This window comes from Chachezhania sediminis, from assembly GCF_009765275.1.
In the GTDB taxonomy this organism is placed as follows: domain Bacteria; phylum Pseudomonadota; class Alphaproteobacteria; order Rhodobacterales; family Rhodobacteraceae; genus Chachezhania; species Chachezhania sediminis.
In genome coordinates, this window is the sequence record NZ_VOPH01000003.1 from 38094 (window position 1) to 64485 (window position 26392).

A 26392-nucleotide genomic window follows, 5' to 3' on the forward strand; every position below is an offset into this window, starting at 1 on the left:
ATCCCATCCGGCGCAGACGCTGGGGTCTTGCGCGGCCGGATACAAGTCCGGATACCGGGATGCGCGCAGTTGACCCGACGTCGCCCTTGCATCCGGCGGTTGGCTGCCGCGCTGCAGCGACCGATTGCAGCGGGCCCCTTGATCGCCTAAATCGGCCTGTATGAAACGCCCGATCCTGATCCATCCCGACCCGCGCCTGAAGAAGGTCGCAGCCCCGGTCGCCGACCTGTCGGATGACCTGCGGACGCTGGCCGACGACATGCTGGAAACCATGTACAACGCGCCCGGCATCGGGCTGGCTGCGCCGCAGGTCGGCGTGCTGGACCGGCTGATCGTGCTGGACTGCGTGAAAGAGGACGACGCACCGCCGCGTCCGCTGATCATGTTCAATCCGCAGATCGTCGCCCAGTCCGACAAGCTCAACACTTACGAGGAAGGCTGCCTGTCGATCCCCGACGAATATGCCGACGTGACCCGCCCGGCCGAGGCCGAGGTTGCCTGGATCGACCGCAACGGGAATACGCAGCAGGAGGTCTTCACCGGCCTCTGGGCGACCTGCGTCCAGCACGAGATCGACCACCTGGACGGCAAGCTGTTCATCGACTACCTGAAGCCGATGAAGCGGCAGATGATCACCCGGCGGATGCAGAAGCTGAAGCGCGAACGGGCGCGGGTCTGAATGCCGCTGCTGCCGATCCTCTTCTGGCCCGACGAGCGCCTGTCGCAACCCTGCGCCGAGGTCGCCGATCCGACCGCCACGGCGGATCTGGTCGCCGACATGTTCGAAACGATGTATGCTGCCCCCGGTCGCGGGCTGGCCGGTCCGCAGGTGGGCCGGATGCTGCGGCTTTTCGTGATGGACACGACCTGGAAGACCAGCGCGGGCACGCCGGTCGCCTGTATCAACCCGGTGATCGTCGCGAAATCCGACCAGCTGGTCACAGGGACCGAGGCCTGCCTGTCCATCCCCGGGGTCGATATGCTTGTCCCCCGGTCGGAATGGATCGACATGGAATGGATGGATGTCGAAGGTCAGCGCCATGTCGAACGGCTGACCGGCTTCGACGCGATCTGCGCCCAGCATGAATACGACCACCTTGACGGCATCGTGATCTTCGACCGCCTGCCCGACGAAGACCGCGCCCGCAAGGAAAGCGCCTACGAGGCCCACCGCCAATGACTGTCCGCCCCTGCATCCCCTGGCCCGACCCGCGGCTGAAGAAGACCGCCATCGAGGTCGGCGAGGTCACGGACGAAATCCGGGCGATCTGGCGCGACATGATCGACACGATGGAAGCGATGCCCGGCGTGGGCCTGGCCGCCCCCCAGATCGGCATCATGCTGCGGCTGGCGGTGGTCGATGCGTCCTCCGAACGGGGCAAGGCCATCCGGCTGGCAAACCCGGAGATCCTGCATGCCTCGGTCCAGCTGCGCCCGCACGAGGAAGCCAGCCCGAACCTGCCCGGTGTGTCCGCCACCATCGAACGGCCCCGGGCGGTGACGGTCCGCTATCTGGATGAAACCGGCGCCGTGACCGAACGCGATTTCGTGGGGCTGGAGGCGACGAGCGTCCAGCATCAGATCGACCACCTGAACGGCAAGCTGTATTTCGACCACCTGTCCCGCACGAAGCGGGACATGCTGATCAAGAAGGCGCGCAAGCTGGCGGGGGCGGGCTGATGCGCGTCGTCTTCATGGGCACGCCGGACTTTTCCGTCCCGGTCCTGCAGGCACTGGTCGATGCAGGACATGAGATTGCCGCCGTCTATTGCCAGCCGCCGCGCCCGGCCGGGCGGGGGAAGAAGCCGCGCCCCTCTCCGGTGCAGGCCAGGGCCGAGGCGCTGGGGCTGGAGGTTCGCTACCCCGTGTCCCTGAAAGGGGCGGAGGCGCAGGCGGACTTCGCGGCGCTTCAGGCGGACGTGGCAGTGGTCGTGGCCTATGGGCTGATCCTGCCGCAGGCGGTGCTGGACGCACCGAAGGCGGGCTGCCTGAACATCCATGCCAGCCTTTTGCCCCGCTGGCGGGGCGCCGCACCGATCCACCGGGCGATCATGGCGGGCGACGCGGAAACCGGTGTCTGCATCATGCAGATGGAAGCCGGGCTGGACACCGGCCCGGTGCTGTTGCGCCGTGCGGTCAGGATCGGGGCCGAGGAAACCACGGCCGACCTTCACGACCGCCTGTCGGCGTTGGGCGCCGCGGCGATCGTCGAGGCGCTGGAGCAGTTGCCGGACCTGATGGCAGAACCGCAGCCCGAGGACGGCGTGACCTACGCTTCGAAGATCGACAAGGCCGAGGCCCGGATCGACTGGTCGGCCCCGGCCGAAACGGTCAACCGCCAGATCCGTGGCCTGTCGCCTTTCCCAGGGGCATGGGTCGAGATCGACGGCGAGCGGGTGAAGATCCTGGCGTCCCGGCTGGGGGCCGGCGCGGGTGCGCCGGGGCAGGTCCTGGACGATGCGCTGACGGTCGCCTGCGGGACCGGCGCCGTGACGCTGACGCGCTTGCAGCGGGCGGGCAAGGCTGCGCAGGATGCCGATACGTTCCTGCGCGGCTGGCCGATTGCGGCGGGCGCGCAGCTTTGAAAGGGGACCGCCATGTACCTGACGCTGATGGGCACGGTCGTGATCGCGATGATCGTGGCCTATGCCTCGGAACGGACCGGGTTCACCCATAACGGCGTGATCCCGTCGATGATCATCTGCATCGGCGGCGCATTCCTGTTCTATTTCGTGCGGATCATGTTCGGCTTCGGCTTTCACAGCCACGGCCTGAACGCCATCGTTTCGGCCGTCGGTGCGCTGGTGATCGTTCCGACCAGGTGGAGGAAATAGGCCGATGATGTGGCTTCTGTGGTGGATCATCGTGGGCGGCGCGGCGGGGTTCATCGCCACGCGCCTGCTGGACCTTCAGACCGGCCCCGTCGCCACGGTGGCCATCGGCATCGGCGGCGCGCTGGTGGGGGGCTTCGTCCTGAAGGTCGCGCTGTCCTTCCTGGGCCTTTTTGCCGGGATCCTCGGCGCCGTGCTGGGCGCGATCGCGCTGATCTGGCTGTGGCAGGTGGTGGCCGGCCGCTAGGCCGACGCCGCCTTCGCCACGGCATTCAGCCCTTGAAGGGCTTCATGCCGGCCCGCGCCAGTTCGTCGGCGCGTTCGTTTTCCGGGTGGCCGGCATGGCCTTTGACCCATTTCCAGGTCACCTTGTGGCGGGCCTGCGCCTCGTCCAGGCGCTGCCAGAGTTCGACATTCTTCACCGGTTTCTTGTCGGCCGTCTTCCAGCCGTTCTTCTTCCAGCCGAAGATCCAGCCGGTCACGCCGTTCTTCACATAGGCGCTGTCGGTGACGACGGTGATGATCGAGGCGCGTTCCAGAGCCTCAAGCGCCGAGATGGCAGCCAGAAGCTCCATCCGGTTGTTGGTGGTGTGGGCCTCGCCGCCCTTCAGCTCGCGTTCCTTCATGACGGTCTCGCCGTCCTTGGCCTGCAGCAGGGCGCCCCACCCGCCGGGGCCGGGATTGCCGGAGCACGCTCCGTCGGTGAAGGCGTAGAGGTCTGTCATGTCGCGGTTCGTCCCGTCTTGTCGTCGTTCATAAGGCGTCGATCGCCGGATGTTGCCCGCGGCGGCCCGCCCATGGCGGATCCTTCGGATCCGCCTCCCACCCGCGTCGGATCCCTGCGGGATTCTCCTTGTCGCCACCGGCGCGATCCTTTTTGTGCAGGGTCGCGCTGGCGGGGCGGGGCAGGGGCGGTCAGAGGAAGGCCGAAACGGCCAGGCAGGCGCAGGTCACCAGCGTCACCGGCACCCGCAGGCGCAGCCACCAGCGGGGTGTCAGATCCCAGTTCTGGAAGGCCATGTCCAGTACAAGCAGTCCGGCAAAACCGATCAGCAGGTTCAGCGAGGCGGAAACCGGTCCGTTCCCTGTCATCAGGAAGGCCCAGGCTGCCGGCACCGCGGCGAAGACATAGGCCAGCGCCGGCACGCCTTCGCGATGCTTGGCGCAGAAACCCCACAGGATGCCGGAATGGAAGGACAGCATCACCGCGCCGAAGAAAAGCTGCACGTAAGGTCCGATGAAGCGCGGGCCCAGCACCTGGCTGCCCCAGCTGCCAAGCGCCCCGGAAAGATAGCTGGCCGCGCCCCAAAGGAACGGCACCAGCGTCACCGCACTGAGCAGGAGGATGGAACGGGGAACGCCGGTCATGCGCGTTCCAGCGCCAGCCGGGCGGCCAGCGCCGCGAAGATCGCAGCGAAGGACCGGTTCAGCCAGCGCAGGACCCGTTCCGAGCCCAGGATGTATTGCCGGGCCGTGGCGGCAAAAAGACCGTAAAGGACGAAGACCGCGAAGGTCAGCCCCATGAAGACACCGCCCAGCAGGCCCATTTCCAGCGTCGCCGTTTCCGGCACGCCGCTGAGGAAAGGTGGCAGGAGTGCAAGGAAGAAGAGCGACAGTTTCGGGTTCAAAATGTTGATCAGCGCTCCGCGCCAGGCGATGCGCGGTCCCTTCTGCCGGACCGGATCGGCCGACACCGACAGCGCGCCGCCGGACCGCAGCGCCTGCCAGGCGAGGTAGAGCAGGTAGGCCACGCCGGCCGCCTTCACCACCTGGAAGGCCAGGGCCGAGGAATGCAGCAGCGCCGCCAGCCCCAGCATCGCGGCCAGAAGGTGCGGCACGATCCCGAAGGTGCAGCCGAGCGCCGCCCAAAGGGCCGCCCGTCGGCCCTGACCCAGCCCCATGGCCAGTGTGTAAAGAACGCCCGTCCCAGGGGCCACAACGACGACAAGGGCGGTCAGAAGGAACTGGATCGAAATCATGTCACGGGCTCTCCGGCACCCTGCCGCAGGACCCGCGGCACCTTGAATTCGACATTCTCGACCGCCGTCTCGACCACCTTCACGGTCACGTCGAAACGGTCGCGGAAGGCGTCGATCACCTCTTCCACCAGGGTTTCCGGGGCGGAGGCACCGGCGGTGATACCGACGCTTTTCACCGGGCCAAGGGCGCGCCAGTCGATATCGCCCGCGCGCTGGACCAGTTGGGAATAGCTGCACCCGGCGCGCGCGCCGACCTCGACCAGGCGGCGGGAGTTCGACGAGTTGGGGGCGCCAACGACCAGGATCGCCTCGACCTCAGGTGCCATGGCCTTGACCGATGCCTGCCGGTTGGTCGTGGCATAACAGATGTCTTCCTTGTGGGGGCCGACGATCTGGGGAAAACGGTCGTGCAGCGCGGCCACGATACCGGCGGTGTCGTCGACCGAGAGCGTCGTCTGAGTGACATAGGCCAGTTTCGACGGATCGCGGACCTGGACGGTCGCCACATCATCCACGGTTTCGACCAGCAGGACCTCACCATCCGGAAGCTGGCCCATGGTGCCGATGGTTTCCGGGTGGCCGGCATGTCCGATCATGATCATCTGAAGGCCGTTGTCGGCATGACGCTGCGCTTCGATATGGACCTTGGACACCAGAGGGCAGGTGGCGTCGACAAATACCATCTCGCGCCGCGAGGCTTCGGCCGGGACGGATTTCGGCACGCCATGGGCGGAAAAGATGACGGGGCGGTCGGTGGGGGCCTCGTCCAGTTCCTCGACGAAGACGGCGCCCTTGGCGCGCAGCCCGTCGACTACGTACTTGTTGTGGACGATCTCGTGCCGGACATAGACCGGGGCGCCCCATTTCTCCAACGCCATCTCGACGATCTTGATGGCGCGGTCCACCCCGGCACAGAACCCGCGCGGGGCAGCAAGGTGAAGCGTGAGAGGCGGTTTCGGCATCGGTCGCGGACCCTTTCCTGCGGCCTCGTGCCGGGCGTCGATGCGGGCCGATCCCTGGGCCCCGCGGCTTTTGGATCGGATGCGGCGACGCCCGGGTCGGCCGTGGCGAATTCAGGAAATAGGTCTAGGCAATGCGGGCGGCTGCGTCCAGAGCGGACCGGTGCCCATGCAAACCGGCGCCGGTTCGGAAACGGCCGCGGCAGGGTCAGGGCGGAGCCCTGAAACACAAGCGCCGATGCCCCCAGTTGCACCGGCCCCTGTTCCTGTCTTCAAGATCGACCGCGGCAGGGCGGACGGGCTGATCCCGGCGCGGGGCCGGGCGTAAGGATCAGCGGCTGTTCGCCGCGACGCGGGGTTCCGCGGTCGAACGGTCGTCGGCCGAATGATCGCGCGGCGGGCGGCCGATCACGTCCTTCAGGTCGTCGAGTTCGATGAAATTGTCGGCCTGGCGGCGCAGGTCGTCGGAAATCATCGGCGGCTGGCTGCGGATCGTCGATACGACGGAAACGCGGACACCCTGCCGTTGCAGGCTTTCCACCAGCGGACGGAAGTCGCCGTCACCGGAGAAGAGCACGATATGATCCACGCGCGGGGCAAGTTCCATGGCATCGACGGTCAGTTCGATATCCATGTTGCCCTTCACCTTCCGGCGGCCCATGCTGTCGGTGTATTCCTTGGCCGGCTTCGTCACCATGGTGAAGCCGTTATAATGAAGCCAGTCGACCAGCGGGCGAATCGGGGAATACTCGTCGTTTTCCAGAAGGGCGGTATAGTAGAAGGCCCGCAGAAGCTTGCCCCTGCGCATGAATTCCTGGCGCAAAAGCTTGTAGTCGATGTCGAAGCCCAGAGCCTTGGCGGCGGCATACAGATTGGAACCGTCGATGAACAGCGCGAGCCGTTCGTCCTTGTAAAACATTTAATTTTCCTTCCAAAAAAACTGTTCCGCCAATGGATTTGCGGTGTGAGTGGGGCATTGGCGAAACTGTATATGCAAAGTAGAGAGCCTGCTCTCGGTCGCAAGGGCAATCCGTGGGGGAGCTCCGGACAGAAATGACAGGTCGTCTAATGGAATATGTGGTGGCTTTGGGTGCGAATTTGGAGAGCAAATACGGCCCTCCGGCGCAAACGCACGCAGCGGCACTTTGCGAACTGGGACGAGAGGGGCTGAAACTGACAGCCCTGAGCAGATTCTATCGCACGCCTTTCTTTCCAAGCGGTAAAGGACCCGACTTCGTCAACGCCGTGGCGGTGCTGGCGGCAGAGATGGGGCCCGAGGACGCCCTGGCAACGCTGCACAGGATCGAGGCGTCGTTCGGGCGGGAACGCAGGGGGCGCTGGCAGGCCCGGCCGCTGGATCTGGACCTGCTTGCGGCAGGGGGCGAGATCCGGCCCGACGCGGCGACAGTGCGGGCCTGGATGGATCTGGCGCCGGAGAAACAGGCGGTCGAGGCGCCGGCGGAACTGATCCTGCCGCATCCCCGCCTGCAGGAGCGGGCCTTTGTCCTGGTGCCGATGTGCGACGTGGCGGGCGACTGGGTGCATCCGATCCTGGGCCTGACCGCGCGGCAGATGTGCGCGGCCCTGCCACAGGCCGACCGGGAGGACGCAAAAGCCATGTGAGCCTGTGTCATGCGATCCTGGCGGATGTGAACGCCGGACCGGCGCCCGCCCGCAGCGGCCCCACCGACCCTTCGGCCGGAAACCTGCAGTTCGCCCTTGCCGCTGCAGGCGGACGTCCGGGCGGGGCTGCGGGGGCGGGAATGCGGGGGCAAGTATGGCCCGGAGCAGGGGGGGCGACGGACAGGCGGCGAAGCTTCGCCCGCCGAATGGGCCGATTGCAGGGAAACTTGCTTGTCAAGCCACACAATCGCCATTACATAGGCGGTCTCCTGATCAGACCTAGACATTGGAGTGCGGCATGGCGCGCGTGACGGTCGAAGATTGCGTCGACAAAGTTCCGAACCGGTTCGAACTGGTGATGCTCGCCGCCCACCGGGCGCGGGAAATCTCTGCCGGCTCCGAGATCACGATCGATCGTGACAACGACAAGAATCCTGTCGTGGCTCTTCGCGAGATCGCGGAAGAGACGCAGAGCGCGGAACTTCTGCGCGAGCGCCTGATCGAGAGCAACCAGAGCCAGAACGAGATCGACGAGCCGGAAGAAGATTCCATGGCGGTCCTGATGGGCGCCGAGAGCGACAAACCGGCCGACGACGACATGTCGGAAGAAAAGCTCCTGCGTGCCCTGATGGAGGCGCAGGGCCAGGGCTGAGGTCCCCCGTGCGATGCCTGGCCAGTCGACGCCCGTTCCGCTTTCCGTACCTGACGTAGAGGAGCTGGTGGCGCTGGTCGCCAGCTACAATCCCAAGTCCAACGGCGACAGGCTGCGCGCGGCCTACGCCTATGGCATGTCCATGCACGAAGGGCAGTTCCGGCAATCGGGCGAGCCCTATTTCTGCCATCCCGTCGCTGTCGCCCGAATCCTGGCGGAACAGCGACTGGACGATGACACGATCATCACCGCGCTTCTTCACGACACGATCGAGGACACAAAGGCGTCCTATTCCGAAATCTCCTCGCGCTTCGGCGAGGAGGTGGCGATGCTGGTCGACGGCGTCACCAAGCTGACCAATCTTCAACTGTCCAGCCTGGAAACCAAGCAGGCCGAGAACTTCCGCAAGCTGTTCATGGCGATGACCAAGGACGTCCGGGTCATCCTGGTCAAGATGTCCGACCGTCTGCACAACATGCGCACCATCGATAGCATGCGGAAGGAAAAGCAGCAGCAAAAGGCCCGCGAGACCATGGACATCTATGCACCGCTGGCCGGTCGCATGGGCATGCAATGGATGCGCGAGGAACTGGAGGACCTGTCCTTCCGTGTCCTGAACCCCGAGGCGCGCAAGTCGATCATGGTGCGCTTCATCAAGCTGCAGCGCGAAACCGGCGACGTGATCGAGCGGATCATGAAGGACATGCGCAAGGTGCTGCGCAAGGCCAAGATCCAGGCCGATGTCTATGGCCGCGCCAAGAAACCCTATTCGATCTGGCGCAAGATGGAGGAAAAGCAGCAGGGCTTTTCCCGCCTGTCCGACATCTATGGCTTTCGCATCATCGCCCGGAACGAGATGGACTGTTACCGTGCGCTGGGGGCGATCCACCAGCGTTGGCGCGCCGTGCCGGGGCGCTTCAAGGACTATATCAGCCAGCCCAAGACCAACGGTTACCGGTCGATCCACACCACGGTGTCGGGCCGCGACGGCAAGCGTGTCGAGGTGCAGATCCGCACGTCGGAAATGCACGACGTTGCCGAACGCGGGGTCGCCGCGCACTGGTCCTATCGGGACGGCATGCGGTACGAGAACAAGTTCGCCGTGGCGCCGACCGAATGGATTGCCGCCCTGCAGGACACCTTCGCCAGCGAAGAGAACCACGAGGAATTCCTCGATGCCGTGAAGCTGGAGATGTATTCCGACCAGGTCTTCTGCTTCACGCCCAAGGGCGAGGTGATCAAGTTGCCGAAGGGGGCCACGCCCATCGACTTCGGCTATGCGATCCATACCCGGATCGGCAGCCGCTGTGTCTCGGCCCGGGTGGACGGTGTGCGGGTGCCGCTGTGGACCCGGCTGAAGAACGGCCAGTCGGTCGAGATCATCACCGCCGAAGGGCAGGAGCCGCAGGCGACCTGGGTCGATATCGTCAAGACGGGCCGCGCCCGCGCCGCGATCCGGCGGTCCCTGCGCGAAGCGGAAAGCGAACGTTTCGCCAAGCTGGGCCGGGAACTGGCCCGCGCGGCCTTCGAACATGTCGGCCGCAAGGCCACCGACAAGGTTCTGGACACCGCCGCCAAGACGCTGGGCCTTGATTCGCGACTGGAGGTCCTGGCGCAGCTGGGCCGGGCCGAGATCACCGCCCAGGAAGTGATCAATGCCGTCTATCCCGAGCTGCAAAAGGTGCAGGGCGACCTTGTTCCCTATCGCCGGGCGCTGATCGGGCTGGAGCCGGGGCAGAGCTTCGAACGCGCGAAATGCTGCGAACCGCTGCCGGGCGAACGGATCGTCGGGATCACCCAGCGCGGGAAAGGTGTCATCGTTCACGCCATCAATTGCGACGAACTGGCCGCCTATGAAGATCAGCCGCAACGCTGGGTTGATCTGCACTGGCATTCGGGCACGCACGAGGCCGTCTACAGCGTGACGCTGGAGCTGACCATCGGCAATGATGCGGGGGTACTGGGGCGCATTTGCACGTTGATCGGCGAAAAGAAGGCGAATATCTCGGACCTTGAGTTCGTCGACCGGAAGCCGGATTTTTACCGGTTGCTGGTTAGGGTCGAACTCAGGGATGTCGAGCAGCTGCATTCGCTGATGGTCATGCTTGAGGCCGAAAGCGATGTGGCGGCGATCAGTCGCCACCGCGCGACATTGCTGCCTGGTGGGGCGGACCTTGGTGGCCCGTCGCGGAATGTGAGGGCGAAAGCTGGTGTTCAAACGCCGTGAGCAGCGAACGATTTCGCAGCGACTGATCGAGTCGGTCTATCCGCGCGGCGGCTGGAAACGTGCGATGATGTACGTCCAGTATCGTGTCCGTCGCCTGCCGGATTCGCCCGAACGCATCGCGCGCGGCATCGGCTGCGGGATCATGGCCACCTTCACGCCCTTCTACGGCATGCACTTTCTGGTGGCCTTCATCCTGGGGCGCATCTTCAACGGCAACATCTTCGCGGGCCTCGCTTCGACCTTCGTGGGCAATCCGCTGACCTTTCCGATCATCGGCTGGCTCAGCCTGAAGATCGGGCACTGGATCATGGGCACCAAGTTCGACAAGGCGGCGCAGCATGAATTCATGCATGCCTTTGCCTATGCCTGGGACGACCTGCGCGACAATTTCTGGGCGCTGTTCCACGGCGGCGCCTTCGACTGGAAGGGGTTCCAGCTCTTCTATCACGAGGTCTTCTTTCCCTACCTGATCGGCGGGCTGGTGCCCGGTGTGATCCTGGCGGTGGCCTCGTACTTCTTCACGGTGCCGCTGATCCGCGCCTACCAGAACCGGCGGCGGACCATGATCCGCCTGAAGTTCGAGGCGATCAAGGCGCGCGCCCATGTCGTTCCAGTGGCAGCCACCGCACCGGTGACGCTGGGACGCCCCGACGACCGCGGCAAGGAACGAGCGTGATCAATGTCCAATACGAGTGAAACGGCGCCCCTCCGGCTGGGCGTGAACATCGACCACGTGGCCACGGTGCGCAACGCCCGCGGCGGCGCCTATCCGGACCCGCTGCGCGCGGCGAAGATCGCGGAAGAGGCGGGCGCCGACGGCATCACCGCGCACCTGCGCGAAGACCGCCGCCACATCTCGGACGCGGATATCGAAGGGCTGGTGCAGACGCTGACCGTGCCGCTGAACTTCGAGATGGCCGCGACCGACGAGATGCAGAAGATCGCCCTGCGTCACCGCCCGCATGCCGTCTGCCTCGTGCCCGAAAAGCGCGAGGAACGGACGACCGAAGGCGGCCTGGAAGTCGCGCGCGAGGAAAACCGCCTGGCCCATTTCATCGCCCCCCTGCGCGATGCCGGCTGCCGCGTGTCGATCTTCATCGCCGCGGACCGCCGCCAGATCGACGCCGCCCACCGGATCGGCGCGCAGGTGATCGAGCTGCACACCGGCGCCTATTGCGACGCCCATGCCGAAGGCGATTTCGCGGCCCGCGACCGCGAACTGGCCGCCTTGCGCGAAATGGCGACCCATGCCCATTCCCTTGGGCTGGAGGTCCATGCCGGCCACGGCCTGACCTACGAAACTGTGGGCCCCATCGCCGCGATGCCGGAAGTGCGCGAACTGAACATCGGCCACTTCCTGATCGGCGAGGCCATCTTTCGCGGTCTGCAACCCGCCATCGCCGAGATGCGCCGCCTGATGGACGAGGCGCGCGCGTGACAGCCGTCTGGCCGGATGCGGCGGGCCTTGGGTCCATCGCGCTGGCCTTTCTTGTCGTTGCCGCCTCTCCCGGTCCGGCCAATCTGGGCTGTGCCTCTGTCGCCATGGCGCAGGGGCGGGGCGCGGGGCTGCGGTTCGGTCTGGGCCTGGCGCTTGGGCTGGCGGTCTGGGGACTGTGTGCCGCGTCCGGCCTGGGGGCATTGCTGGCCGTGTCGCAGACCGGCCTGGTCCTTCTGAAGATCGCCGGCGGGGCCTATCTTCTCTATCTTGCATGGCTTTCTGCCCGGTCGGCCGTGCGGCCAGGGGCGGGGCCCAGGGCGCAGCCGACCGTCCGGGGCCGGTGGCTTCTGCGGGGGATGCTGCTCAACCTGTCGAACCCCAAGGCCGTCTTTGCTTGGCTGGCGGCGCTGGCCGTGGGCCTGGGGCCCGAGCAGGGCATGGGCGCCGTCGCGCTGGCCACCGCAATGTGCATGCTGATCGGCTTTCTGAACTATGTCGCCTGGGCTTGGGCCTTTTCCACCGACGGGGCGCAGGCGGTCCATGCCCGGTTCCGCCGATGGATCGACGGGGCCACGGCCGCCCTGTTCGCGGGTCTGGGCCTTGGCCTTCTAAGATCCGCGGCGACGCGGTAAGACCGCCCGATCTGTCCGAGTCGGGATCTGTCGGCGCGGGATGGACCGGACTACCCGAGAAGGACACGACCACATGATCCTGGGCATCGGCACTGACCTTGCGAACATCGAACGGATCGAGCGAACGCTGGACCGGTTCGGCGACCGGTTTCGCAACCGCGTCTTCACCGAGATCGAACAGCGCAAGGCCGAGAACCGCCGCGATACCGCCGGGACCTATGCTAAGCGCTGGGCTGCGAAAGAGGCCTGTTCCAAGGCGCTGGGCACCGGCCTGCGCATGGGGATTTCCTGGAAGGACATGGCCGTCAGCAATCTGCGCAGCGGTCAGCCGGTCATGCACCTGACCGGCTGGGCGGCCGAGCGGCTGGAACGGATGACGCCGCAAGGATTCGAAGCGGTGGTCCACGTGACCCTGACCGACGATCATCCCTGGGCCCAGGCCTTCGTCGTGATCGAGGCGCGCCCCGTGGGCCAGACCGTGCCCGATGCCTTGACACCCCCGAGCGCCCCCCGCATGTAACGGCAGGGGCCGATCCCGGCCCGGGCTGACAGAACTCCGGAGTACCCGATGGCCGAAGACGAACACCGCAATGCCTTCTGGGAAACCGTCAAGACCATTGTCTATGCGCTGCTGATCGCCGGGATCTTCCGGACCTTCCTGTTCCAGCCGTTCTGGATTCCGTCCGGGTCGATGAAGCCGACCCTGCTGATCGGCGACTTCCTGTTCGTCAACAAGATGGCCTATGGCTATTCCTATGCCTCGTGCCCGTCGATCTCGATCCCGCTGGTGGGGCTCGATATCGATGCCGAGGACCTGTGCGGCTGGGCGCAGGGCGGCAACACGCGCCTGTTCGGGTCGGAACCCGAACGCGGCGACGTCGTGGTCTTCCGTCACCCGGTTTCGGGACGCGACTTCATCAAGCGCCTGATCGGCCTGCCGGGCGACCGGGTGCAGGTGATCGACGGCGTGCTGCAGATCAACGGCACCCCGGTCGAGATCAAGCCCGACGGCACCTTCGACGAGGTGGCCGAGCCGCAGGGCCCGCAGCGTCTTCCCCCGCGATGTGCCAACGGGCCCGTGGGCGTGGGGGGCACCTGCATCAAGGACCAGTTCCTGGAAACGCTGCCCGGCGGCGTGACCCACAAGATCCTGGAAATCGGCAATCAGGCCTCGGATAACACGCCGGTCTATATCGTGCCCGAAGGCCATTTCTTCTTCATGGGCGACAACCGCGACAACTCCTCGGACAGCCGCTTCCGGCAGGTTGCGGGTGGCGTGGGCTTCGTGCCCTTTGAAAACCTGGTCGGCCGGGCGGACCGTGTCATCTTCTCGTCGGCGGGGCGGTCGATCATGGCCTTCTGGACCTGGCGGTCGGATCGGTACTTCAAGAGGATCGATTGAAGCTCTCGGCGGACCTGAAGGCCTTCGAGGCCCGGATCGGGCACGAGTTTGCGGAACCGACGCTGCTGATCCGTGCGCTGACCCATGGCTCGGCGTCGTCGCCGGCGCGGGGGGACAACCAGCGGCTGGAATTCCTGGGTGACCGGGTTCTGGGGCTGGTGATGTCGGAAACGCTGCTGGCGCAGGACAAGGGCGCCAGCGAAGGCCAGCTGGCGCCGCGGTTCAACGCGCTGGTGCGCAAGGAGACCTGCGCCGACGTCGCGCGCGAGGTCGACCTGGGCGCGGTGCTGAAACTGGGCCGGTCGGAAATGCTGTCGGGCGGACGCCGCAAACTGGCCCTGCTGGGCGACGGGATGGAGGCGGTGATCGCCGCCATCTACCTCGATGCGGGGCTGGAAACGGCAAGGGCGGTGATCCTGAAGCTTTGGGGCAAGCGGGTGGCCAATGTCGCGGCCGACGCCCGCGATCCCAAGACGGCGCTGCAGGAATGGGCGCAGGCCCGGGGCCAAAAGCCGCCGACCTATGCGGAAATCAACCGGACCGGACCGGACCACGCGCCGATTTTCACCATTGCCGTTCGCCTTGACGGCGGGCAGGAGGCACGCGCCACCGCCTCGACCAAGCGGCAGGCGGAACAGGAAGCGGCACGTATGCTGCTCGACCGGCTGGAGGGCCAGGACACATGACTAAGGCCGGTTTCGTCGCCCTGATCGGCGAGCCCAACGCGGGCAAGTCGACGCTTCTCAACCAGATGGTGGGATCCAAGATCTCCATCGTCACCCACAAGGTGCAGACGACCCGCGCACGGATCCGCGGCGTGGCGCTGGAAGGGGATGCACAGATCGTCTTCGTCGACACGCCGGGCCTGTTCCAGCCGCGCCGCCGGCTGGATCGTGCCATGGTCGCCGCCGCCTGGGGCGGGGCGTCGGATGCCGACGTGATCGTCCTGATGATCGAGGCGCATCGCGGTCTGACCGAAGGCGTCGAACGGATCCTGAAGACCCTGCCGGAAATCGGGGTCGGCCGCCCCATCGCGCTGGCGATCAACAAGATTGACCGGGTCGAGGCGCCGAAGCTTCTGGGCCTTTCCCAGGAACTGAACGAACGCTTCGAGTTCGCGAAGACCTTCATGATCTCGGCCGAAAAGGGCTATGGCGTGGCCGACCTGCGGGCATGGCTGGCCGAACAACTGCCGGATGGCCCCTGGCTTTACCCCGAAGACCAGATCGCCGACCTGCCCATGCGCATGATCGCGGCCGAGGTCACGCGCGAGAAGCTGACCCTGCGCCTTCATCAGGAACTGCCCTACCAACTGACGGTCGAGACCGAGAGCTGGGAGGAACGTCCCGACGGTTCCGCCCGGATCGATCAGGTCGTCTATGTCAGCCGTGACGGCCACAAGGGTATCGTGCTGGGCCACAAGGGCGAGACGATCAAGGCCGTGGGCCAGCTGGCCCGCAAGGACCTGGAAGAGATGATGGACCGCCGCGTCCACCTGTTCCTGCAGGTCCGCGTGCGCGAGAACTGGATGAACGAGGCAGAGCGCTACGACCAGATGGGCCTGGATTTCAAGGACAGCAACGGGTGAGCCGCCTGACGGCCCGTTTCTGGGTCGACGCCTACCTGATGCGGCTTCAGATCGAGGGGATCCCGGCCTATGTCCTGGCCCATGGCGATGACACGGCCGGCGCGGTGCTGATCAAGCTCGCCACGCTCGACGGTCGCGCCACGGCCTATCAGCGCAGTTTCGACCTGACGACCGGTGAACGCGCCTGGATGGAACTGGCCAGCGGCGCCGAGCCGGATGTCGATGCCGCTATCGCCAGACAGCGTGGTTTCGATCCCGATCTCTGGGTGATCGAGGTCGAGGACCGCAAGGGCCGTCATCTGCTGGACCAGCCCGGGTTGACGTGACCATTGGGTGCGGCACGCGGGGAAACCCTTGCCTGCGGGCCCCGGTTTCGCAGCGGGCGCCCCGTCCGTGCCGCCGCTCCGCCTCCGGCGGGAGTATTTCCGAAAAGAAGAAGCGGCGCGCGCTCGCCACTTCTTTGATCTTCAAATACCTCAGGGGCGTGGGGACAGCGTCCCCACCCTGTCCGCCGTTCGCACGCGTGGGTCATCCGAAGGCCGGGGCGGTCCCGGCACACTGCCTGTGCGAGGGTCTGCATCAGGGGGAACGCTTCCTGCCTATGGGACGGGCCGGCCAGTGAGATCTGCCAGTGAAATCTGCCATTGGGATCCGACGATGCAACGGGGCTTTGATCCGGTTCCTGATTGCGTCCGGTCCGGGGATGCAGTACGGATCGCACCCGGTTGTACCGTCCCGTGGCGGTGCGACCCACCAGGCGCACGGGCCCCGAGGGGGCGATGGCGCGAAGCCGGTATAGCTCAGCTGGTAGAGCACGTGATTTGTAATCTCGGGGTCGGGGGTTCAAGTCCCTCTGCCGGCACCATTTCAACCAAAATTTGCTAATGAAATCAGTATGTGATTGGGTAGCCTGCAGTCTGGTCCCACATCCGGTCCCACATCCGGTCAAGCGTTAGACGCTAGGGCGGAAGCGTGCTCCAGGTAACTACCAGTCGAGCTCGTCGCGCAGCCAATGATCCAGCGCACCATCGACACCATCGGTTATGCCGGCGTTATAGCCGGTGGTGTACTCTTCGCTCCACTCCAGCCCCATTCCAGCCAGATCCTGTTCGGACATCTGCCACTGCTGACGACAGAACGCCGCAAACTCGCGGAGTTTCGCCTCAAACAGCGCCCGCACTTCGGCCTCGATGTCGAGTTGATCTGCTATTTTCGTAATCCTCTTGCTTACGGCCTATTTTGTCTTGGGAGCGCCTCGAAAATCCGTTTCGTACCGGACATATTTGGAGAAGTCTTCGATCACGCTCATTGGTCTGTATCCGTGATCGTTGAGTTTGGCGGCAAGATCTTCTGCACTCATGAATTCGGTGTAAACCATGCCGTCTGTCAGGGACACGACCGCATATTGGTTCACGCTTCCGCTGTCGCCTCTGTTCCAGTCTGGATTTCTGCGATAAGCGATGATGCATTCACCATTGCAGGCATCCGTTGACGACCAGATCCTGCGGCCGTCCCCATCATCAATAATGTCTTGTTCTTCCCAGGTGTATTTCATTCCCTGTCCTTCCTTTTGCTTCCCGCCTATGCGGGGGTGTTGGGCTCACTTCCCGAACATGATCCATGTCGGGCAAACGGCGACGAACGAGTGATAGTCGTGACCTTCGATATGGCCCCAGCCGTCATTCCAAAGCAGCCAGCCCTTCTCGTTGTCGCTGTCCGCGTCGGTGGCGAAATGATTTCGATAGGTCTCGCCCATGATCTCATCCGGCCACGGGCACCCGAGGGCGTGATGCAGTTCGTGGAAATGCTGATCCTCGATCCTGACGTTGCACTTTCGCATGTGGCCTCCTGTGACTTGTGGCGATAGCGCGGGCCACGCCCTAAGCTGGCGCCTTCGCCTTCTTTGCCGCCGCGATCCTATCTTTGGCGGCCCTGAACTCTTCCATCGAGAACATGGCGCATCCGCCCCATTTCTCGATCTTGATGTAGCCGGCCTTGCTCCAGCGGTAGATCGTGGCCCGGTTGATGCCGACGACAGCCTTGCTGTCGCTGACGCGGACATAGACGGGTTCGGGGGTGGCCATCGTTCTATTCCCTCGGCTGCGGGACCTGCGGCGGGCAGGGCGGGTCGCTTAAGGTCGGATCGTCTTCATAGAAATCGGCGAAATCCGGATCCATCCATCCGGTGCCATCGCATTCCTCGCAATCCCGGTAGTCCTCGCCGCAGAGGCAATCCCCGGGATGGCAGGCGCAGTAATGATAGCCGCGGCCACTGCAGAATGGGCATGGTTTCAGTTCTTCCGTCATGCTTCTGCCTCCGCTGCCTGCTGTTGCTCCTGGACTGGATAGATGTGCGTCGGACCATGGGTCTCCATGACCTCTTCGGGGCGCGCGTCGAGCCAGAACTTCCGGACCTTCCATGTGCCGAACGTTCCGGCCCGGTAGCCGCCTGTAAGCCCCTCGTATTCGTACTGCAGAACCAGGGTGATGATCGGATCCCGAAACAGGCGCTTCTGGATGTTCACCCGATGCCGGATCCTTCCGGTCTTTCGACGTTCCCAGTTCACGCCGCTTCCTCCTTCATCGCCCAGCCGCCCCACTGGTCGGCGGCGGTCATTTCCGATTCCTCCGCGTGATCTTGCGGGCCTTGCGCGCCGCCTTGGCCTTGGCGCGGATCTTGTCGCGGTGGCCGATGGCGAGTGCCTTTCCCCAGCGATGCCCGGACACGGCATAGGCGCTGCGCTCATCGGCGCGGCCCTCGATCTCATTCAACCGTCTCCGCAGGTCTTGCATCTCGTCGCGTAGGAACGGAGCCCTCGATGCCTGTTCCGCGTTCAGCGCGACGAGGGCAGCCAGAGCGAATCTGTTCGAAAGAAGGTCGGCCATCACTACGCTCCCTCTTGCGTGAGGGCGGCGCGCTGTTGTCGGTCATACTCGGCCGCGATCAAGGCACCGGCTCGGGCGAGGTCGGTCAGGGGGTCTTTCGGCTTCCACCAGTCAGCAGCCCACGGCCAGAGGCTTGTGACCATGCCGCGCACATTTCGGGCTAGGACCATGTTCCCGATGCTAAGGCCGTGCATGGCGTAGCAGGCCGCAGCGCCAGCCAGTTCACCCGCCTGATGCGCGTCGTCATGCGCTGGCGTCCAGCCTTCGACCTCGACCTGACGGCGGCGCTCTGCCGCGATGGCGGCGACACCGGGGGACACGGGCGCGCCGCCCCACCCATGGTCATCCGCATCGAAATGCAGCTTCTGCCCGATCCTATCGGCCGCGACGGTCGCGCAATCGGGGCAGAGGGTGCCGCCAAGCAGATGCTCGGGGTGATCGCCCAACGTCTCTGGCTTCGGCGCGATCTGCCGCCACAAGTCGTTAGGGACGCGGTAGGCGGTCCGGAAGACGCGGCCGCAGGTATCGCACGTGTCGCCGTCCGCTGCCGCCGTGGCGGCCATGGCAACGGTCGCCAGAGCCTGGCACCCGGGATCGTCGCAGTTCGGGTTCGGCCATTCATCGGGGACGACCTGCCAGCATGCGGGCTCGCCCTTGAAGGCGCAGCGTTCTTGGCAGATCGCGCGGGCGATGGTGTCAGCAGTCATGGATCACGTCTCCCGGTCTGGTCATGTCGGTGGGCTGGGGCGGGGTGGGCTTCGCGGACCTGGCGCGCAGGATCTCCGCCAGCTTCCGCCGATCGATCTCGACCGCGCCGTGCTTCACGGCCAGCGCGCGCTTCGACATGCAGATGTCGAAATGCTCGCGGCGGGTGCCGAGTGCCTGGATCCACCGGCGCGCCACACCTATCTCGTCGACCATGGCCAGCAGCTCGGCCGTCGTGTCGGCCACCATGTGGCACATGATCATCTGGCCGACCGGGGCCCGCATGTCGTCTACGTAGACGGTCATCAACATACCTCGTCGAAGTAGCGGTTCAGGAGGTCGTGTGTGCCGGGCGGGGCCGTGGCAAGGATTGCCTTCGCCTCGTCCTGATCGCCGGCGCAGACCGTTTCCAGGTCGCTCTGGGGTAGGTCGGCCAGCCAGCGGTCGATGGGACCAAGTGCTATGGCCTGTCGTGCAAGAAATGCGTCAAGCTCGGCGCGCATCTGATCTTCGGGCCGGAAGCGGCTGATTCCGCCATTGTCGTAGGCGATTTCCAGCGCTGCGGCGGTGATGCCGGGGTATCTGGCGCCGCTCATCCCGGCACCCCATCGTGCTGGACGCCGTCCAGAAGGCGGCGCAATTCGCCAAGCGCGGCGATAATTTCCCCGCGAGATGCGAAGCCGGTGAATGGCGATCTCGCTTCCAGTGCATCCGCAAGATCGGCAGCGGCCAGTAGAGCGGCTTCCATGTCGGGGACGCGGGCGATGCGCGCGGTATTCGCCGCGCCTCTGGGCCCATTCCCGGTATGGCAGACATCGCAATCTCCGCCATCTGCGTGCTTACCGATGACGAACAAGAACTTATTAGGCTCCCCCATCTTCACGGAATTGCAGACGTACTCGCCGATCTCGTCTGGTGTCATGGCGCGCCCATCCGCATGCACCATGTTGTGCCCTGTCCACGGCCCCGGCGTCCCCGCCTCACGATCCCGCTTGATGTCGTCGATCATGCCCATCACGACGCCCCCAGCGCAGCGGCGATCCCGCCGAAGATGACGACCAGCCCGAGGACGACGCCCGGCAGGATCCACCAGCCAGACGGCATGCGACGTTGGCGGTTCAGTGTGTGTCTGGTGTGGGCCCAGGGGCCGTGGGTGACCTTCGGCATGGTGGTGCTCCTGTGTGGGGGCCGGCGCGGCAGGGAGGGGATGGGCCGCGCCGGCGTTCCCCCGGCCGGGGATGGAGGAGAATGGCCGGGGAAGGGGTGACGTTCGCGATCAGGCGGCGTCGGCGCCCGCCTGATCTTCGGGTTCCAGCAGATCGAAGAGTGACGGCATGTCCGCATCGCGCTCGGCCGCTGCGACATAGGCGGCCCCGTCGACGAAATATCCGTGGTTCAGTTCGACACCGATGCCGCGGCGGCCTTGCTTGATCGCCCGGAAGGGAACCGTCATCAGCCCGCCGAACGGGTCGAAGACCGTCTCGCCCTTCTCGGTGTATTGCGCGATCGCGCGGTCAACGATGTCGTACTGCAGCGGGCACAGGTGCATCTCGCCGCCCTTGCGCGCCTGTTCCGCATTGATGGTCATCATCCTGGCAACGTCGGTCCAGACGTCAGGGTGCAGGCTGTGGGGCGGCAGGAGCATGAACGTCGGCGGCAGGCGTCCCGTCATCTCCAGCCCTTCGGCGATGCGGACATGGTGCTCGAAATCATAGACCGCGCCCAGGTTGTGCTGGCGCCAGATCTTGAAGACCTGGTCAGCATCGAGCCCGGCAAGTTCCTGCGGTGTCAGCTGCCGGTCGCCGCTGGACCGCGCGTAGGCATGGGCGTCGACCTGCCAGCGTGCCCGGCTGTAGCCGCCTTCGTTGCGCCAGTCCTTCGCATCCGGATCCCATTCCTTCTTCGCCTTGGCGGGCGGTCGGTCGGCATAGCCGTTGCTGCGATCCGAAGGCGGCTTGCGGAAGATCAGCAGGTATTCCGGAACACCGCAGCCCATGCGGGACCCGTCCTTGCACTGTTCCGTCCAGCCCAGGCGGTAGGTCTGGTTGTTCTCGCGCACCACGTCTGTCGTGATGGTCTTCATCCCCAGATAGGCGAAGCCGTGGCCGCAGAATTCGCGGATACAGTCGCAATGCAGTGTCGATAGCGTCTGGAAGCCCAGACCGTTCAAGCCGCCCGGGATGATCCTGTCCTTGACGTGGATTGCAGCGATCCGCCCGGGTTCCAGCACGCGCAGCAGCTCCGGGATCAGGAAGTCCATCTGTTGCCAGAAATGCCCGTCGTCGTCGGTGTGTCCGAAGTCTGCATAGTTCGGGCTGTATTCGTACTGTGTCGAGAACGGGATGGACGTGACGATCAGCTGGACCGAGGCCTCGTCCATTCTGCGGGTTTCGTCGACACAGTCGTTATGGACGATGCGATAGTTTTTGCCGGTGATTTCCACCCGTTCGACGCCCATGGCGCGGGTCAGCGCCTTCTGCATCGAGATCTCGGACAGGCCGTATTCCTTGATGATGCTGATCATCTTCTGAACCATCTCCTCGTGCTGTCGCCACTTGCGTTCCAGGGCCCGGCGGATTTCGCGCTCGGCCTCGGTGTAGATCAGGTCCAGCCGGACCTCGGCCGCGGGCTGCCCGAAGCGGAGCAGCCGGTGCACGGCCTGGATGAAGTCGTTGAACTTGAAGCCAATCCCCAGGAAGACGTGCCAGGCGCAGTGCCGCTGCAGGTTCGTGCCGCTGCCCAGCATCACCGGCTTCGCTGCCAGTTCCGCCAGTTCGCCATCTGCAAAGGCGCCGATCAGGTCCTCGCGCCGGTCCAGATCCTGCGCGCCATAAACCGAGGCCACGCCCGGGACCGCCTTTTCGATGGCGTGGCGTTCGGCTTCCAGATCGTGCCACAGGATCCGGTGCGCGGCCGGATCTTCGGCCCGCAGGTCCAACATCTTCGCGATCCGGTCGGGCAGGCTGTCGCGCTTCTCGGCCGCGGCGGCCGACAGGCTGGTCGTCGCTTCGCGGAACATCCGCGCCTGTCCGTTTCGCTCGGCGCCGGCACCGGCCAGATGGTCGACCGGCAGCTCGTGCCAGTTCACCTTCAGCTTGGGCAGGACATATCCGGCATCATCGAATCGGGGATCCAGATCGGACGGCCGGGTGACGAACAGCGCCCAGGACGCGACCCACATCCAGAACTCGCGTTCCTTGTGCTGCATCAGCGTCAACTGGTCGGCCTTCTGGCTGTTGCGCTTGAAGAACCGGGTCTTCGCGGCCGAGATGTCCATGACATCAAGGAAGGCGGCATAGGCCAGCAGTTCGATATAGTCGTTCGGGCTGGGCGTGGCGGTGGCGACGAAGCGGTACTTTACCCCTTCGGTGCGCACATGGTTCGACCGGTCCCGCCGGTCGTCCCCGGCGAACAGCGCCATGAACTCGCGGAAGGTCTTCGTCCCGCCGAAGCCGCGCAGGATCGCCGCTTCGTCCAGGCTGACGGCGATGAACGGATCCGGGCTAACCTTGCCTTCCCGGACGCTTTCATAGTTCGTCAGATAGATCCCCGGGCCATCGACCTCGTCGCTGGATCGGATGAAGCGGATCGGCGCGGCGAAGGCGCCGGTGAACCTGGTGCGCGATTCCTGAAGGAACTCCCGACGCACGCCCAGCGGCGCCACGATCAGCGCGGCGCCCCCGATCTGGGCCACGATCACCCGCATGGTTTCGATCTGGGTGGCCGTTTTGTGCAGGCCGAAGGATGCAAACCACGCCCGCCGCCCGCCGGCCAGCGCCCAGGCGACCATGCGGCGGGTGTGGGGTTTCAGGGCCGGGTTCAGGTCGGCCTCGTCCACCTCGATCCCGCCGAAGCGTGGGGCGATGGCGGCCTTGGCCTTCAGGAAGTCGGCATAGCTTTGCGTGGCCATCAGTCCGCCTCCGGCTCGATGAGGGAGACGATGGCGTCGTAATAGTCTTGGTTGGTGTGGTCGCCGAGGGCCATCGCCGCTACAACTCCGGCTGCGTACCAGACCCCGTCCGCCAAACCTCGGTCGTAGGCGTGCTTCCGTTTCCTGAATTCCGAAGCACCGGCCGCCGCCCCCAGCCCGACGGCCGCTGACACCATCCCAACGATGATCACAAGCTCATTCATCGATCTGCCTCCGCGCCTGACGGGATGCTGCGCGGCTGGTGCGTTCCGGCCGCGCAGCGATCACCTCGATGACCTCGCCTGTCTGCGGGTCGATCCGGCGGGCGGGGCCGGCGGCGCCGAAGGTGCCCTGCACCTTGCGCTTGCGTTCGGCCTTCGCGCTGAACTTCGAAAAGGCCACGTCCTGCAGGTATTGCGGCAGGTGACGGGCGGCCATGATCGCGCGCTTCCGCTCTGTCATCGCTTGGTCCCCGGGTAGGTGGTGGCGATGTAGGCGGCGGCCTTGCCGGCGGCGCGCTGGCGGATCGCGGCGACCGTGTCCACGACATTGCCGTGCCCTTCGGGCTGGATCCGGTGCAGGGCCGGGCCCATCCGTTGCAGATCGACCGATTGGCCGCGTTCAGCTTTCAGGGAAACCCAGGCGGCGCGATAGAGTTCCGGGTGATCGGCATAGGCTTCGGGCTGCGCCGCGATGCGGTGGGCGTCGAAGGCTGGTTTCCAGGTGTCGGTCATCAGTACCTCCGCTGAGGTGCCAAAGAAGCAGCCAGATTGCGCGTCAGCCGCGCGGACGTCGTTCGAGGCGCTGGTTCAAAACCTGACAGATCGGCCTGAAGATGCCGCCGCGCTTCTTCGACGATGCACAGAACATGTTCCGGAGGGGCTTCGCGGTGAAAATCGAAACTGGGATCTTTGGGACAGATGCGATGATCCATGCGATCCCTGACCCAGCGCGCCAGCATTGAATGTTCCCCCCGGGTCTGCCCGGCTTCCGCCCGGGCGATCTCGGCCCGCATCTCCGCTTCGTCCTGGATGATGCTTTCGATGGCCTGCTGCCGGTCGTGCAACGCCAGTGCACGCCACATCGCGGTCGTGCAGATCTGGGTCAGTTCGTCGGTAGTAAGTGTGATTGTCGGTTCGGACATCGTGATCCTCCTATCGCAGGCCGGTCGGAACGCGGTTCCACATGCGAGTCCGCGGAAGTTGTGATATGAATGAAATCGAAATCAGGCGGCAGCGAGCGATGTTGACCGCATCCCTCGCTGCCTGAGCCCATGAGTTATCAACCAACCCAAGGACTGTTCCGATGACCGCAGAAAGAGACTTCGACCAGCGCCTGAAGGCTTTAGAGAACCGGTTGACAGAGAAGATCCATGCTGAAACCGGTCGCGAAAAATTCGGAATGCTCAACCTTGTCGCCGCGAGATGGCTGATTGTGCGGGCAATGCTGGAAGAAATGGAGCCGGAACAGATCAAACGCATCTCGGCACGCGCGATCGAAAGCTCGGGAAACCCCAACGTGAAAAAGGAAGTCACCGAGCTGCTGAGCCACTTCGAAGAGGGCTGAGCGACGAGGACGATCTGACCGGACCCGCAGCGCATCACGTCGTTTCCGGGTCCTTGTTCTCCGGGGCGGCGATGTCGCCGTTCGGGAGACGCAGTACGAACCTGTTCGCCATTTCGAACAGATTGATTGTGCTGCGAAGAGCGACAAGCGCGTGCGGGTCCTGGTCTATCAGGTCCCATTTGACTTCGTCGTAGAGCGCACGAAGCTCCGTCACGTCGTAGTACGGCCTGTCGCTCTGCGGATCCCCCCCGGCGCAGCTGCCCGCCAGGCTGCTCAACTGGGCGCGGGCCCAACTGCCCTCGGGCTCGGCCAGCGCCATGCTTAGGATGCGGGTGCTCAGGTTTTCCGGGGTGGGGGCTTTCGCAACCATCCCGGAAGCCTGTTCCGCCGTCGCGGTCCGGATCGCGATGTCGTTCCAGCCTTCGATGATCTTGATCACGTCGCGAAAACGGCGAAGCCAGTCCGGATCCCGATTGGTCACGTCCAGCATTGCGTCTTCGTAGAGCGCGCGCAGTTCCGCCGTGTCATAAAACGGCTGGTCCGTTTTCGTGCGAACTGCGGTCGCACTATTGGCCAGAATGATCAGCAGGTACCGGGCGTCGCTGCCGGAAGGCGCATCCGTCGCCATGCGCAGGATGCGGGTGATCCTGTCCTCGGGCGCAGGGGTCTGGTCGTTCGTCTGGTCTGACATGGTGTCCCTCCATCTGAGCCGCTGTGGGTGAGCGGCGATGGAGGTATGATTTACACTATGTGAAAAAATGAGGCAAGCGCAGATTTTACACTATGTGAATTACGCCATTGTGCCCCATGGGCGCGGGGCGTGGCGCCAGTTACGTGCGGATGACACGAAAAAACCCGCACATGGCGGGGTTTGACTGAGAGATGGACGAACAGGAGTTGCTTTAGCTGTGCGCGGCAGTCATACGACCGCGCCCGCTGTCACTGTCGCTTGACCGGTCGCGCCGCTGGTAAGCCGGAAGGAAATATTTGCGGTGCTGGTGATGGTGGAGGTCGCGAATAGTGAGATGTGCGCCATCCCGTTCTCTCCGTTGGTGCAGGAGATTGGGAAGTCCCGGACGCCGTTCAGCCAATCGCGGTACTTGATCGGAATCGTGCATTCAGTGCCATCCGAAAGTGCCAATCGATAGCCCGCAATGTAAATTCCGCTAGGGCTCGCTTCTTGGACTGCCGAAAGCGTCCTCCCATCGCTTACCACACCGAATCCGGACGATCCGTATTCGCACCCGGCAACCAAGATCCCGAGTGCCAACCAAACAACTGGCCTGCCCATGCTAGCACCTCATACTTTTTTCGCCATGTCAGCAGGCCAATGCAGGCGCACCGGTGCTGCCCATTTAAGGCGGACCCCGTACATTGTCGGGCTGGTGTCGTTGAAGCTGTGCAGGTCGAAGGTTCCGGCTTCGCGGCCGGCCCGGACCACCTTGACCCAACCCATGCCATTGGCGTCCTCGCAGACGCAGCGCCGGCCCAAGGCCTCGGCGGGGACGCCGTCATGGCTGACCCGGCTGTAGAACAGAAGATCTCCGCCGCTGTAGACTGGTTCCATACTGTCACCTTCAACCTCGACCGCCACGATGCCGTGGGGCGACAGGTCGCGCGGGCATTCGACCTGAGGTCCGTCCCCCTTCTCATAGGCGTCGAACAGCGGGACCTGGGCGCCGGCGCCAACCTTGCCTGCTATGGCGATGGTGGGGCGTTCTTCAATGATCAGGTCCGACACTGGGATGTGCAGTACCTTGCTTATACCGTCCAGATACGTCTCATTCATCCGGCGCTTGCCGGTCTCCAGCCCGTTGTACAGGCTGGTAGAAATCTCAAGCCGTTCGGCCATGTCTTCTTGCGTCAGGCCGGCCGCTTTCCGCTTTTCACGTATGCTGAATTTCATGCCTGACTTCTCTGTCAGGTCTGTTTGACGCGCCATAAACACTATGTGAAATCCGCCTTGCAGATGAAATTCACATAATGTAAAAGTC

General features: G+C 64.7%; 41 protein-coding genes and 1 tRNA gene. 19 read left to right on the forward strand and 23 right to left on the reverse strand.

The window, feature by feature from the left end:
• Positions 1 to 160: 160 nt before the first annotated feature.
• Genes def (FQK05_RS09545) through FQK05_RS09570 form a run of 6 tightly spaced genes read left to right on the forward strand, consistent with a single transcriptional unit; the run spans position 161 to position 3078 of the window.
• A complete protein-coding gene (def, locus tag FQK05_RS09545) occupies positions 161 to 679 on the forward strand; it encodes a peptide deformylase (RefSeq protein WP_158966144.1) in 519 nt (172 codons plus the stop codon).
• Positions 680 to 1180 carry a peptide deformylase gene (def, locus tag FQK05_RS09550; RefSeq protein WP_158966146.1) on the forward strand — a complete coding sequence of 167 codons (501 nt, stop codon included), beginning with the start codon at positions 680 to 682 and terminating at the stop codon, positions 1178 to 1180.
• Positions 1177 to 1680: a peptide deformylase gene (def, locus tag FQK05_RS09555; protein WP_158966148.1), complete on the forward strand. Its 504-nt coding sequence runs from the start codon at positions 1177 to 1179 to the stop codon at positions 1678 to 1680. The genes def (FQK05_RS09550) and def (FQK05_RS09555) overlap by 4 nt, the downstream gene beginning before the upstream one ends.
• A complete protein-coding gene (fmt, locus tag FQK05_RS09560) occupies positions 1680 to 2585 on the forward strand; it encodes a methionyl-tRNA formyltransferase (RefSeq protein ID WP_158966150.1) in 906 nt (301 codons plus the stop codon). The genes def (FQK05_RS09555) and fmt overlap by 1 nt, the downstream gene beginning before the upstream one ends.
• A 12-nt stretch (positions 2586 to 2597) precedes the next feature.
• Positions 2598 to 2834 carry a hypothetical protein gene (locus FQK05_RS09565; RefSeq protein ID WP_158966152.1) on the forward strand — a complete coding sequence of 79 codons (237 nt, stop codon included), beginning with the start codon at positions 2598 to 2600 and terminating at the stop codon, positions 2832 to 2834.
• 4 nt (positions 2835 to 2838) lie between these two features.
• Positions 2839 to 3078, forward strand: coding sequence for a GlsB/YeaQ/YmgE family stress response membrane protein (locus FQK05_RS09570; protein WP_325063863.1), 240 nt, complete (start codon positions 2839 to 2841; stop codon positions 3076 to 3078).
• 25 nt (positions 3079 to 3103) lie between these two features.
• Here FQK05_RS09570 and rnhA read toward each other — a convergent pair whose 3' ends face one another.
• The 5 genes from rnhA to FQK05_RS09595 form a co-directional block, all read right to left on the reverse strand.
• The gene (rnhA, locus tag FQK05_RS09575; protein WP_158966154.1) at positions 3104 to 3556 is read right to left on the reverse strand and encodes a ribonuclease HI; all 453 of its coding nucleotides are present in this window, start codon (positions 3554 to 3556) and stop codon (positions 3104 to 3106) included.
• A 190-nt stretch (positions 3557 to 3746) separates the two neighbouring features.
• On the reverse strand, positions 3747 to 4199 hold the full coding sequence (locus FQK05_RS09580) for a DUF3429 domain-containing protein (RefSeq protein WP_158966156.1): 453 nt from the start codon (positions 4197 to 4199) through the stop codon (positions 3747 to 3749).
• Complete coding sequence (locus FQK05_RS09585) at positions 4196 to 4810, reverse strand: LysE family translocator (RefSeq protein ID WP_158966158.1); 615 nt, start codon at positions 4808 to 4810, stop codon at positions 4196 to 4198. The genes FQK05_RS09580 and FQK05_RS09585 overlap by 4 nt, the downstream gene beginning before the upstream one ends.
• Positions 4807 to 5772, reverse strand: coding sequence for a 4-hydroxy-3-methylbut-2-enyl diphosphate reductase (gene ispH, locus FQK05_RS09590; RefSeq protein WP_158966160.1), 966 nt, complete (start codon positions 5770 to 5772; stop codon positions 4807 to 4809). The genes FQK05_RS09585 and ispH overlap by 4 nt, the downstream gene beginning before the upstream one ends.
• Positions 5773 to 6100: 328 nt before the next feature.
• A complete protein-coding gene (locus tag FQK05_RS09595) occupies positions 6101 to 6688 on the reverse strand; it encodes a LabA-like NYN domain-containing protein (protein WP_158966162.1) in 588 nt (195 codons plus the stop codon).
• Between the two features lie 134 nt (positions 6689 to 6822).
• On the opposite strand from FQK05_RS09595, the gene folK reads away from it, so the two are divergent.
• The 12 genes from folK (at position 6823) to FQK05_RS09655 (ending at position 16196) form a co-directional block, all read left to right on the forward strand.
• Entirely contained in the window at positions 6823 to 7392 is a 570-nt protein-coding gene (gene folK / locus FQK05_RS09600) for a 2-amino-4-hydroxy-6-hydroxymethyldihydropteridine diphosphokinase (protein ID WP_158966164.1), read from the forward strand.
• Between the two features lie 298 nt (positions 7393 to 7690).
• Complete coding sequence (rpoZ, locus tag FQK05_RS09605; RefSeq protein ID WP_158966166.1) at positions 7691 to 8044, forward strand: DNA-directed RNA polymerase subunit omega; 354 nt, start codon at positions 7691 to 7693, stop codon at positions 8042 to 8044.
• A 13-nt stretch (positions 8045 to 8057) separates the two neighbouring features.
• Complete coding sequence (locus tag FQK05_RS09610) at positions 8058 to 10271, forward strand: RelA/SpoT family protein (RefSeq protein ID WP_158966168.1); 2214 nt, start codon at positions 8058 to 8060, stop codon at positions 10269 to 10271.
• On the forward strand, positions 10255 to 10947 hold the full coding sequence (locus FQK05_RS09615) for a DUF2062 domain-containing protein (protein ID WP_325063864.1): 693 nt from the start codon (positions 10255 to 10257) through the stop codon (positions 10945 to 10947). Before FQK05_RS09610 ends, FQK05_RS09615 begins: the two co-directional genes overlap by 17 nt.
• 3 nt (positions 10948 to 10950) lie before the next feature.
• Positions 10951 to 11709 carry a pyridoxine 5'-phosphate synthase gene (locus FQK05_RS09620; RefSeq protein WP_158966170.1) on the forward strand — a complete coding sequence of 253 codons (759 nt, stop codon included), beginning with the start codon at positions 10951 to 10953 and terminating at the stop codon, positions 11707 to 11709.
• Positions 11706 to 12341: a LysE family translocator gene (locus tag FQK05_RS09625; RefSeq protein ID WP_158966172.1), complete on the forward strand. Its 636-nt coding sequence runs from the start codon at positions 11706 to 11708 to the stop codon at positions 12339 to 12341. Before FQK05_RS09620 ends, FQK05_RS09625 begins: the two co-directional genes overlap by 4 nt.
• A gap of 73 nt (positions 12342 to 12414) precedes the next feature.
• The gene (gene acpS / locus FQK05_RS09630) at positions 12415 to 12861 is read left to right on the forward strand and encodes a holo-ACP synthase (RefSeq protein ID WP_158966174.1); all 447 of its coding nucleotides are present in this window, start codon (positions 12415 to 12417) and stop codon (positions 12859 to 12861) included.
• A 48-nt stretch (positions 12862 to 12909) separates the two neighbouring features.
• On the forward strand, positions 12910 to 13743 hold the full coding sequence (lepB, locus tag FQK05_RS09635; protein ID WP_158966176.1) for a signal peptidase I: 834 nt from the start codon (positions 12910 to 12912) through the stop codon (positions 13741 to 13743).
• Positions 13740 to 14429, forward strand: a complete 690-nt coding sequence (gene rnc / locus FQK05_RS09640) for a ribonuclease III (protein ID WP_158966178.1) — start codon at positions 13740 to 13742, stop codon at positions 14427 to 14429. Before lepB ends, rnc begins: the two co-directional genes overlap by 4 nt.
• Entirely contained in the window at positions 14426 to 15331 is a 906-nt protein-coding gene (gene era, locus FQK05_RS09645; protein WP_158966180.1) for a GTPase Era, read from the forward strand. Before rnc ends, era begins: the two co-directional genes overlap by 4 nt.
• Positions 15328 to 15657, forward strand: a complete 330-nt coding sequence (locus FQK05_RS09650) for a DUF1491 family protein (RefSeq protein WP_158966182.1) — start codon at positions 15328 to 15330, stop codon at positions 15655 to 15657. The genes era and FQK05_RS09650 overlap by 4 nt, the downstream gene beginning before the upstream one ends.
• Before the next feature lie 463 nt (positions 15658 to 16120).
• A tRNA-Thr gene (locus FQK05_RS09655) sits at positions 16121 to 16196 on the forward strand.
• Positions 16197 to 16316: 120 nt separating this feature from the next.
• Here FQK05_RS09655 and FQK05_RS09660 read toward each other — a convergent pair.
• The 16 genes from FQK05_RS09660 to FQK05_RS09735 form a co-directional block, all read right to left on the reverse strand.
• A complete protein-coding gene (locus FQK05_RS09660; protein ID WP_158966185.1) occupies positions 16317 to 16511 on the reverse strand; it encodes a hypothetical protein in 195 nt (64 codons plus the stop codon).
• Between the two features lie 54 nt (positions 16512 to 16565).
• A complete protein-coding gene (locus FQK05_RS09665; protein WP_158966187.1) occupies positions 16566 to 16886 on the reverse strand; it encodes a hypothetical protein in 321 nt (106 codons plus the stop codon).
• 45 nt (positions 16887 to 16931) lie between these two features.
• Positions 16932 to 17171 (reverse strand): hypothetical protein, encoded by a 240-nt coding sequence (locus FQK05_RS09670; RefSeq protein ID WP_158966189.1) that lies wholly within the window; start codon positions 17169 to 17171, stop codon positions 16932 to 16934.
• 40 nt (positions 17172 to 17211) lie between these two features.
• Entirely contained in the window at positions 17212 to 17415 is a 204-nt protein-coding gene (locus FQK05_RS09675) for a hypothetical protein (RefSeq protein WP_158966191.1), read from the reverse strand.
• Positions 17416 to 17634: 219 nt separating this feature from the next.
• A complete protein-coding gene (locus FQK05_RS09680; RefSeq protein WP_233270447.1) occupies positions 17635 to 17898 on the reverse strand; it encodes a hypothetical protein in 264 nt (87 codons plus the stop codon).
• A 46-nt stretch (positions 17899 to 17944) separates the two neighbouring features.
• Positions 17945 to 18217, reverse strand: a complete 273-nt coding sequence (locus tag FQK05_RS09685; RefSeq protein ID WP_158966195.1) for a hypothetical protein — start codon at positions 18215 to 18217, stop codon at positions 17945 to 17947.
• Between the two features lie 2 nt (positions 18218 to 18219).
• Positions 18220 to 18924, reverse strand: coding sequence for a hypothetical protein (locus FQK05_RS25845; protein WP_199252628.1), 705 nt, complete (start codon positions 18922 to 18924; stop codon positions 18220 to 18222).
• Positions 18914 to 19228, reverse strand: coding sequence for a DUF4031 domain-containing protein (locus FQK05_RS09695; protein WP_158966197.1), 315 nt, complete (start codon positions 19226 to 19228; stop codon positions 18914 to 18916). The genes FQK05_RS25845 and FQK05_RS09695 overlap by 11 nt, the downstream gene beginning before the upstream one ends.
• Entirely contained in the window at positions 19228 to 19518 is a 291-nt protein-coding gene (locus tag FQK05_RS09700) for a hypothetical protein (protein ID WP_158966199.1), read from the reverse strand. The genes FQK05_RS09695 and FQK05_RS09700 overlap by 1 nt, the downstream gene beginning before the upstream one ends.
• Positions 19515 to 19937 (reverse strand): hypothetical protein, encoded by a 423-nt coding sequence (locus FQK05_RS09705; RefSeq protein WP_233270448.1) that lies wholly within the window; start codon positions 19935 to 19937, stop codon positions 19515 to 19517. Before FQK05_RS09705 ends, FQK05_RS09700 begins: the two co-directional genes overlap by 4 nt.
• A complete protein-coding gene (locus FQK05_RS09710) occupies positions 19937 to 20089 on the reverse strand; it encodes a hypothetical protein (RefSeq protein WP_158966203.1) in 153 nt (50 codons plus the stop codon). The genes FQK05_RS09705 and FQK05_RS09710 overlap by 1 nt, the downstream gene beginning before the upstream one ends.
• Positions 20090 to 20198: 109 nt before the next feature.
• Complete coding sequence (locus tag FQK05_RS09715; protein ID WP_158966205.1) at positions 20199 to 22832, reverse strand: DNA methyltransferase; 2634 nt, start codon at positions 22830 to 22832, stop codon at positions 20199 to 20201.
• Positions 22832 to 23056 carry a hypothetical protein gene (locus FQK05_RS09720; protein ID WP_158966207.1) on the reverse strand — a complete coding sequence of 75 codons (225 nt, stop codon included), beginning with the start codon at positions 23054 to 23056 and terminating at the stop codon, positions 22832 to 22834. The genes FQK05_RS09715 and FQK05_RS09720 overlap by 1 nt, the downstream gene beginning before the upstream one ends.
• Positions 23049 to 23294, reverse strand: coding sequence for a hypothetical protein (locus FQK05_RS09725; RefSeq protein ID WP_158966209.1), 246 nt, complete (start codon positions 23292 to 23294; stop codon positions 23049 to 23051). The genes FQK05_RS09720 and FQK05_RS09725 overlap by 8 nt, the downstream gene beginning before the upstream one ends.
• Complete coding sequence (locus FQK05_RS09730; RefSeq protein WP_158966211.1) at positions 23291 to 23566, reverse strand: hypothetical protein; 276 nt, start codon at positions 23564 to 23566, stop codon at positions 23291 to 23293. Before FQK05_RS09730 ends, FQK05_RS09725 begins: the two co-directional genes overlap by 4 nt.
• Complete coding sequence (locus FQK05_RS09735) at positions 23566 to 23976, reverse strand: hypothetical protein (RefSeq protein WP_158966213.1); 411 nt, start codon at positions 23974 to 23976, stop codon at positions 23566 to 23568. The genes FQK05_RS09730 and FQK05_RS09735 overlap by 1 nt, the downstream gene beginning before the upstream one ends.
• Before the next feature lie 161 nt (positions 23977 to 24137).
• Here FQK05_RS09735 and FQK05_RS09740 point away from each other — a divergent pair, with 161 nt between their 5' ends.
• A complete protein-coding gene (locus tag FQK05_RS09740; protein WP_158966215.1) occupies positions 24138 to 24398 on the forward strand; it encodes a hypothetical protein in 261 nt (86 codons plus the stop codon).
• A gap of 34 nt (positions 24399 to 24432) precedes the next feature.
• Here FQK05_RS09740 and FQK05_RS09745 read toward each other — a convergent pair whose 3' ends face one another.
• Entirely contained in the window at positions 24433 to 25089 is a 657-nt protein-coding gene (locus FQK05_RS09745; RefSeq protein WP_158966217.1) for a hypothetical protein, read from the reverse strand.
• A 609-nt stretch (positions 25090 to 25698) separates the two neighbouring features.
• Positions 25699 to 26340 carry an XRE family transcriptional regulator gene (locus tag FQK05_RS09750; RefSeq protein ID WP_325063881.1) on the reverse strand — a complete coding sequence of 214 codons (642 nt, stop codon included), beginning with the start codon at positions 26338 to 26340 and terminating at the stop codon, positions 25699 to 25701.
• Positions 26341 to 26392 lie beyond the last annotated feature (52 nt).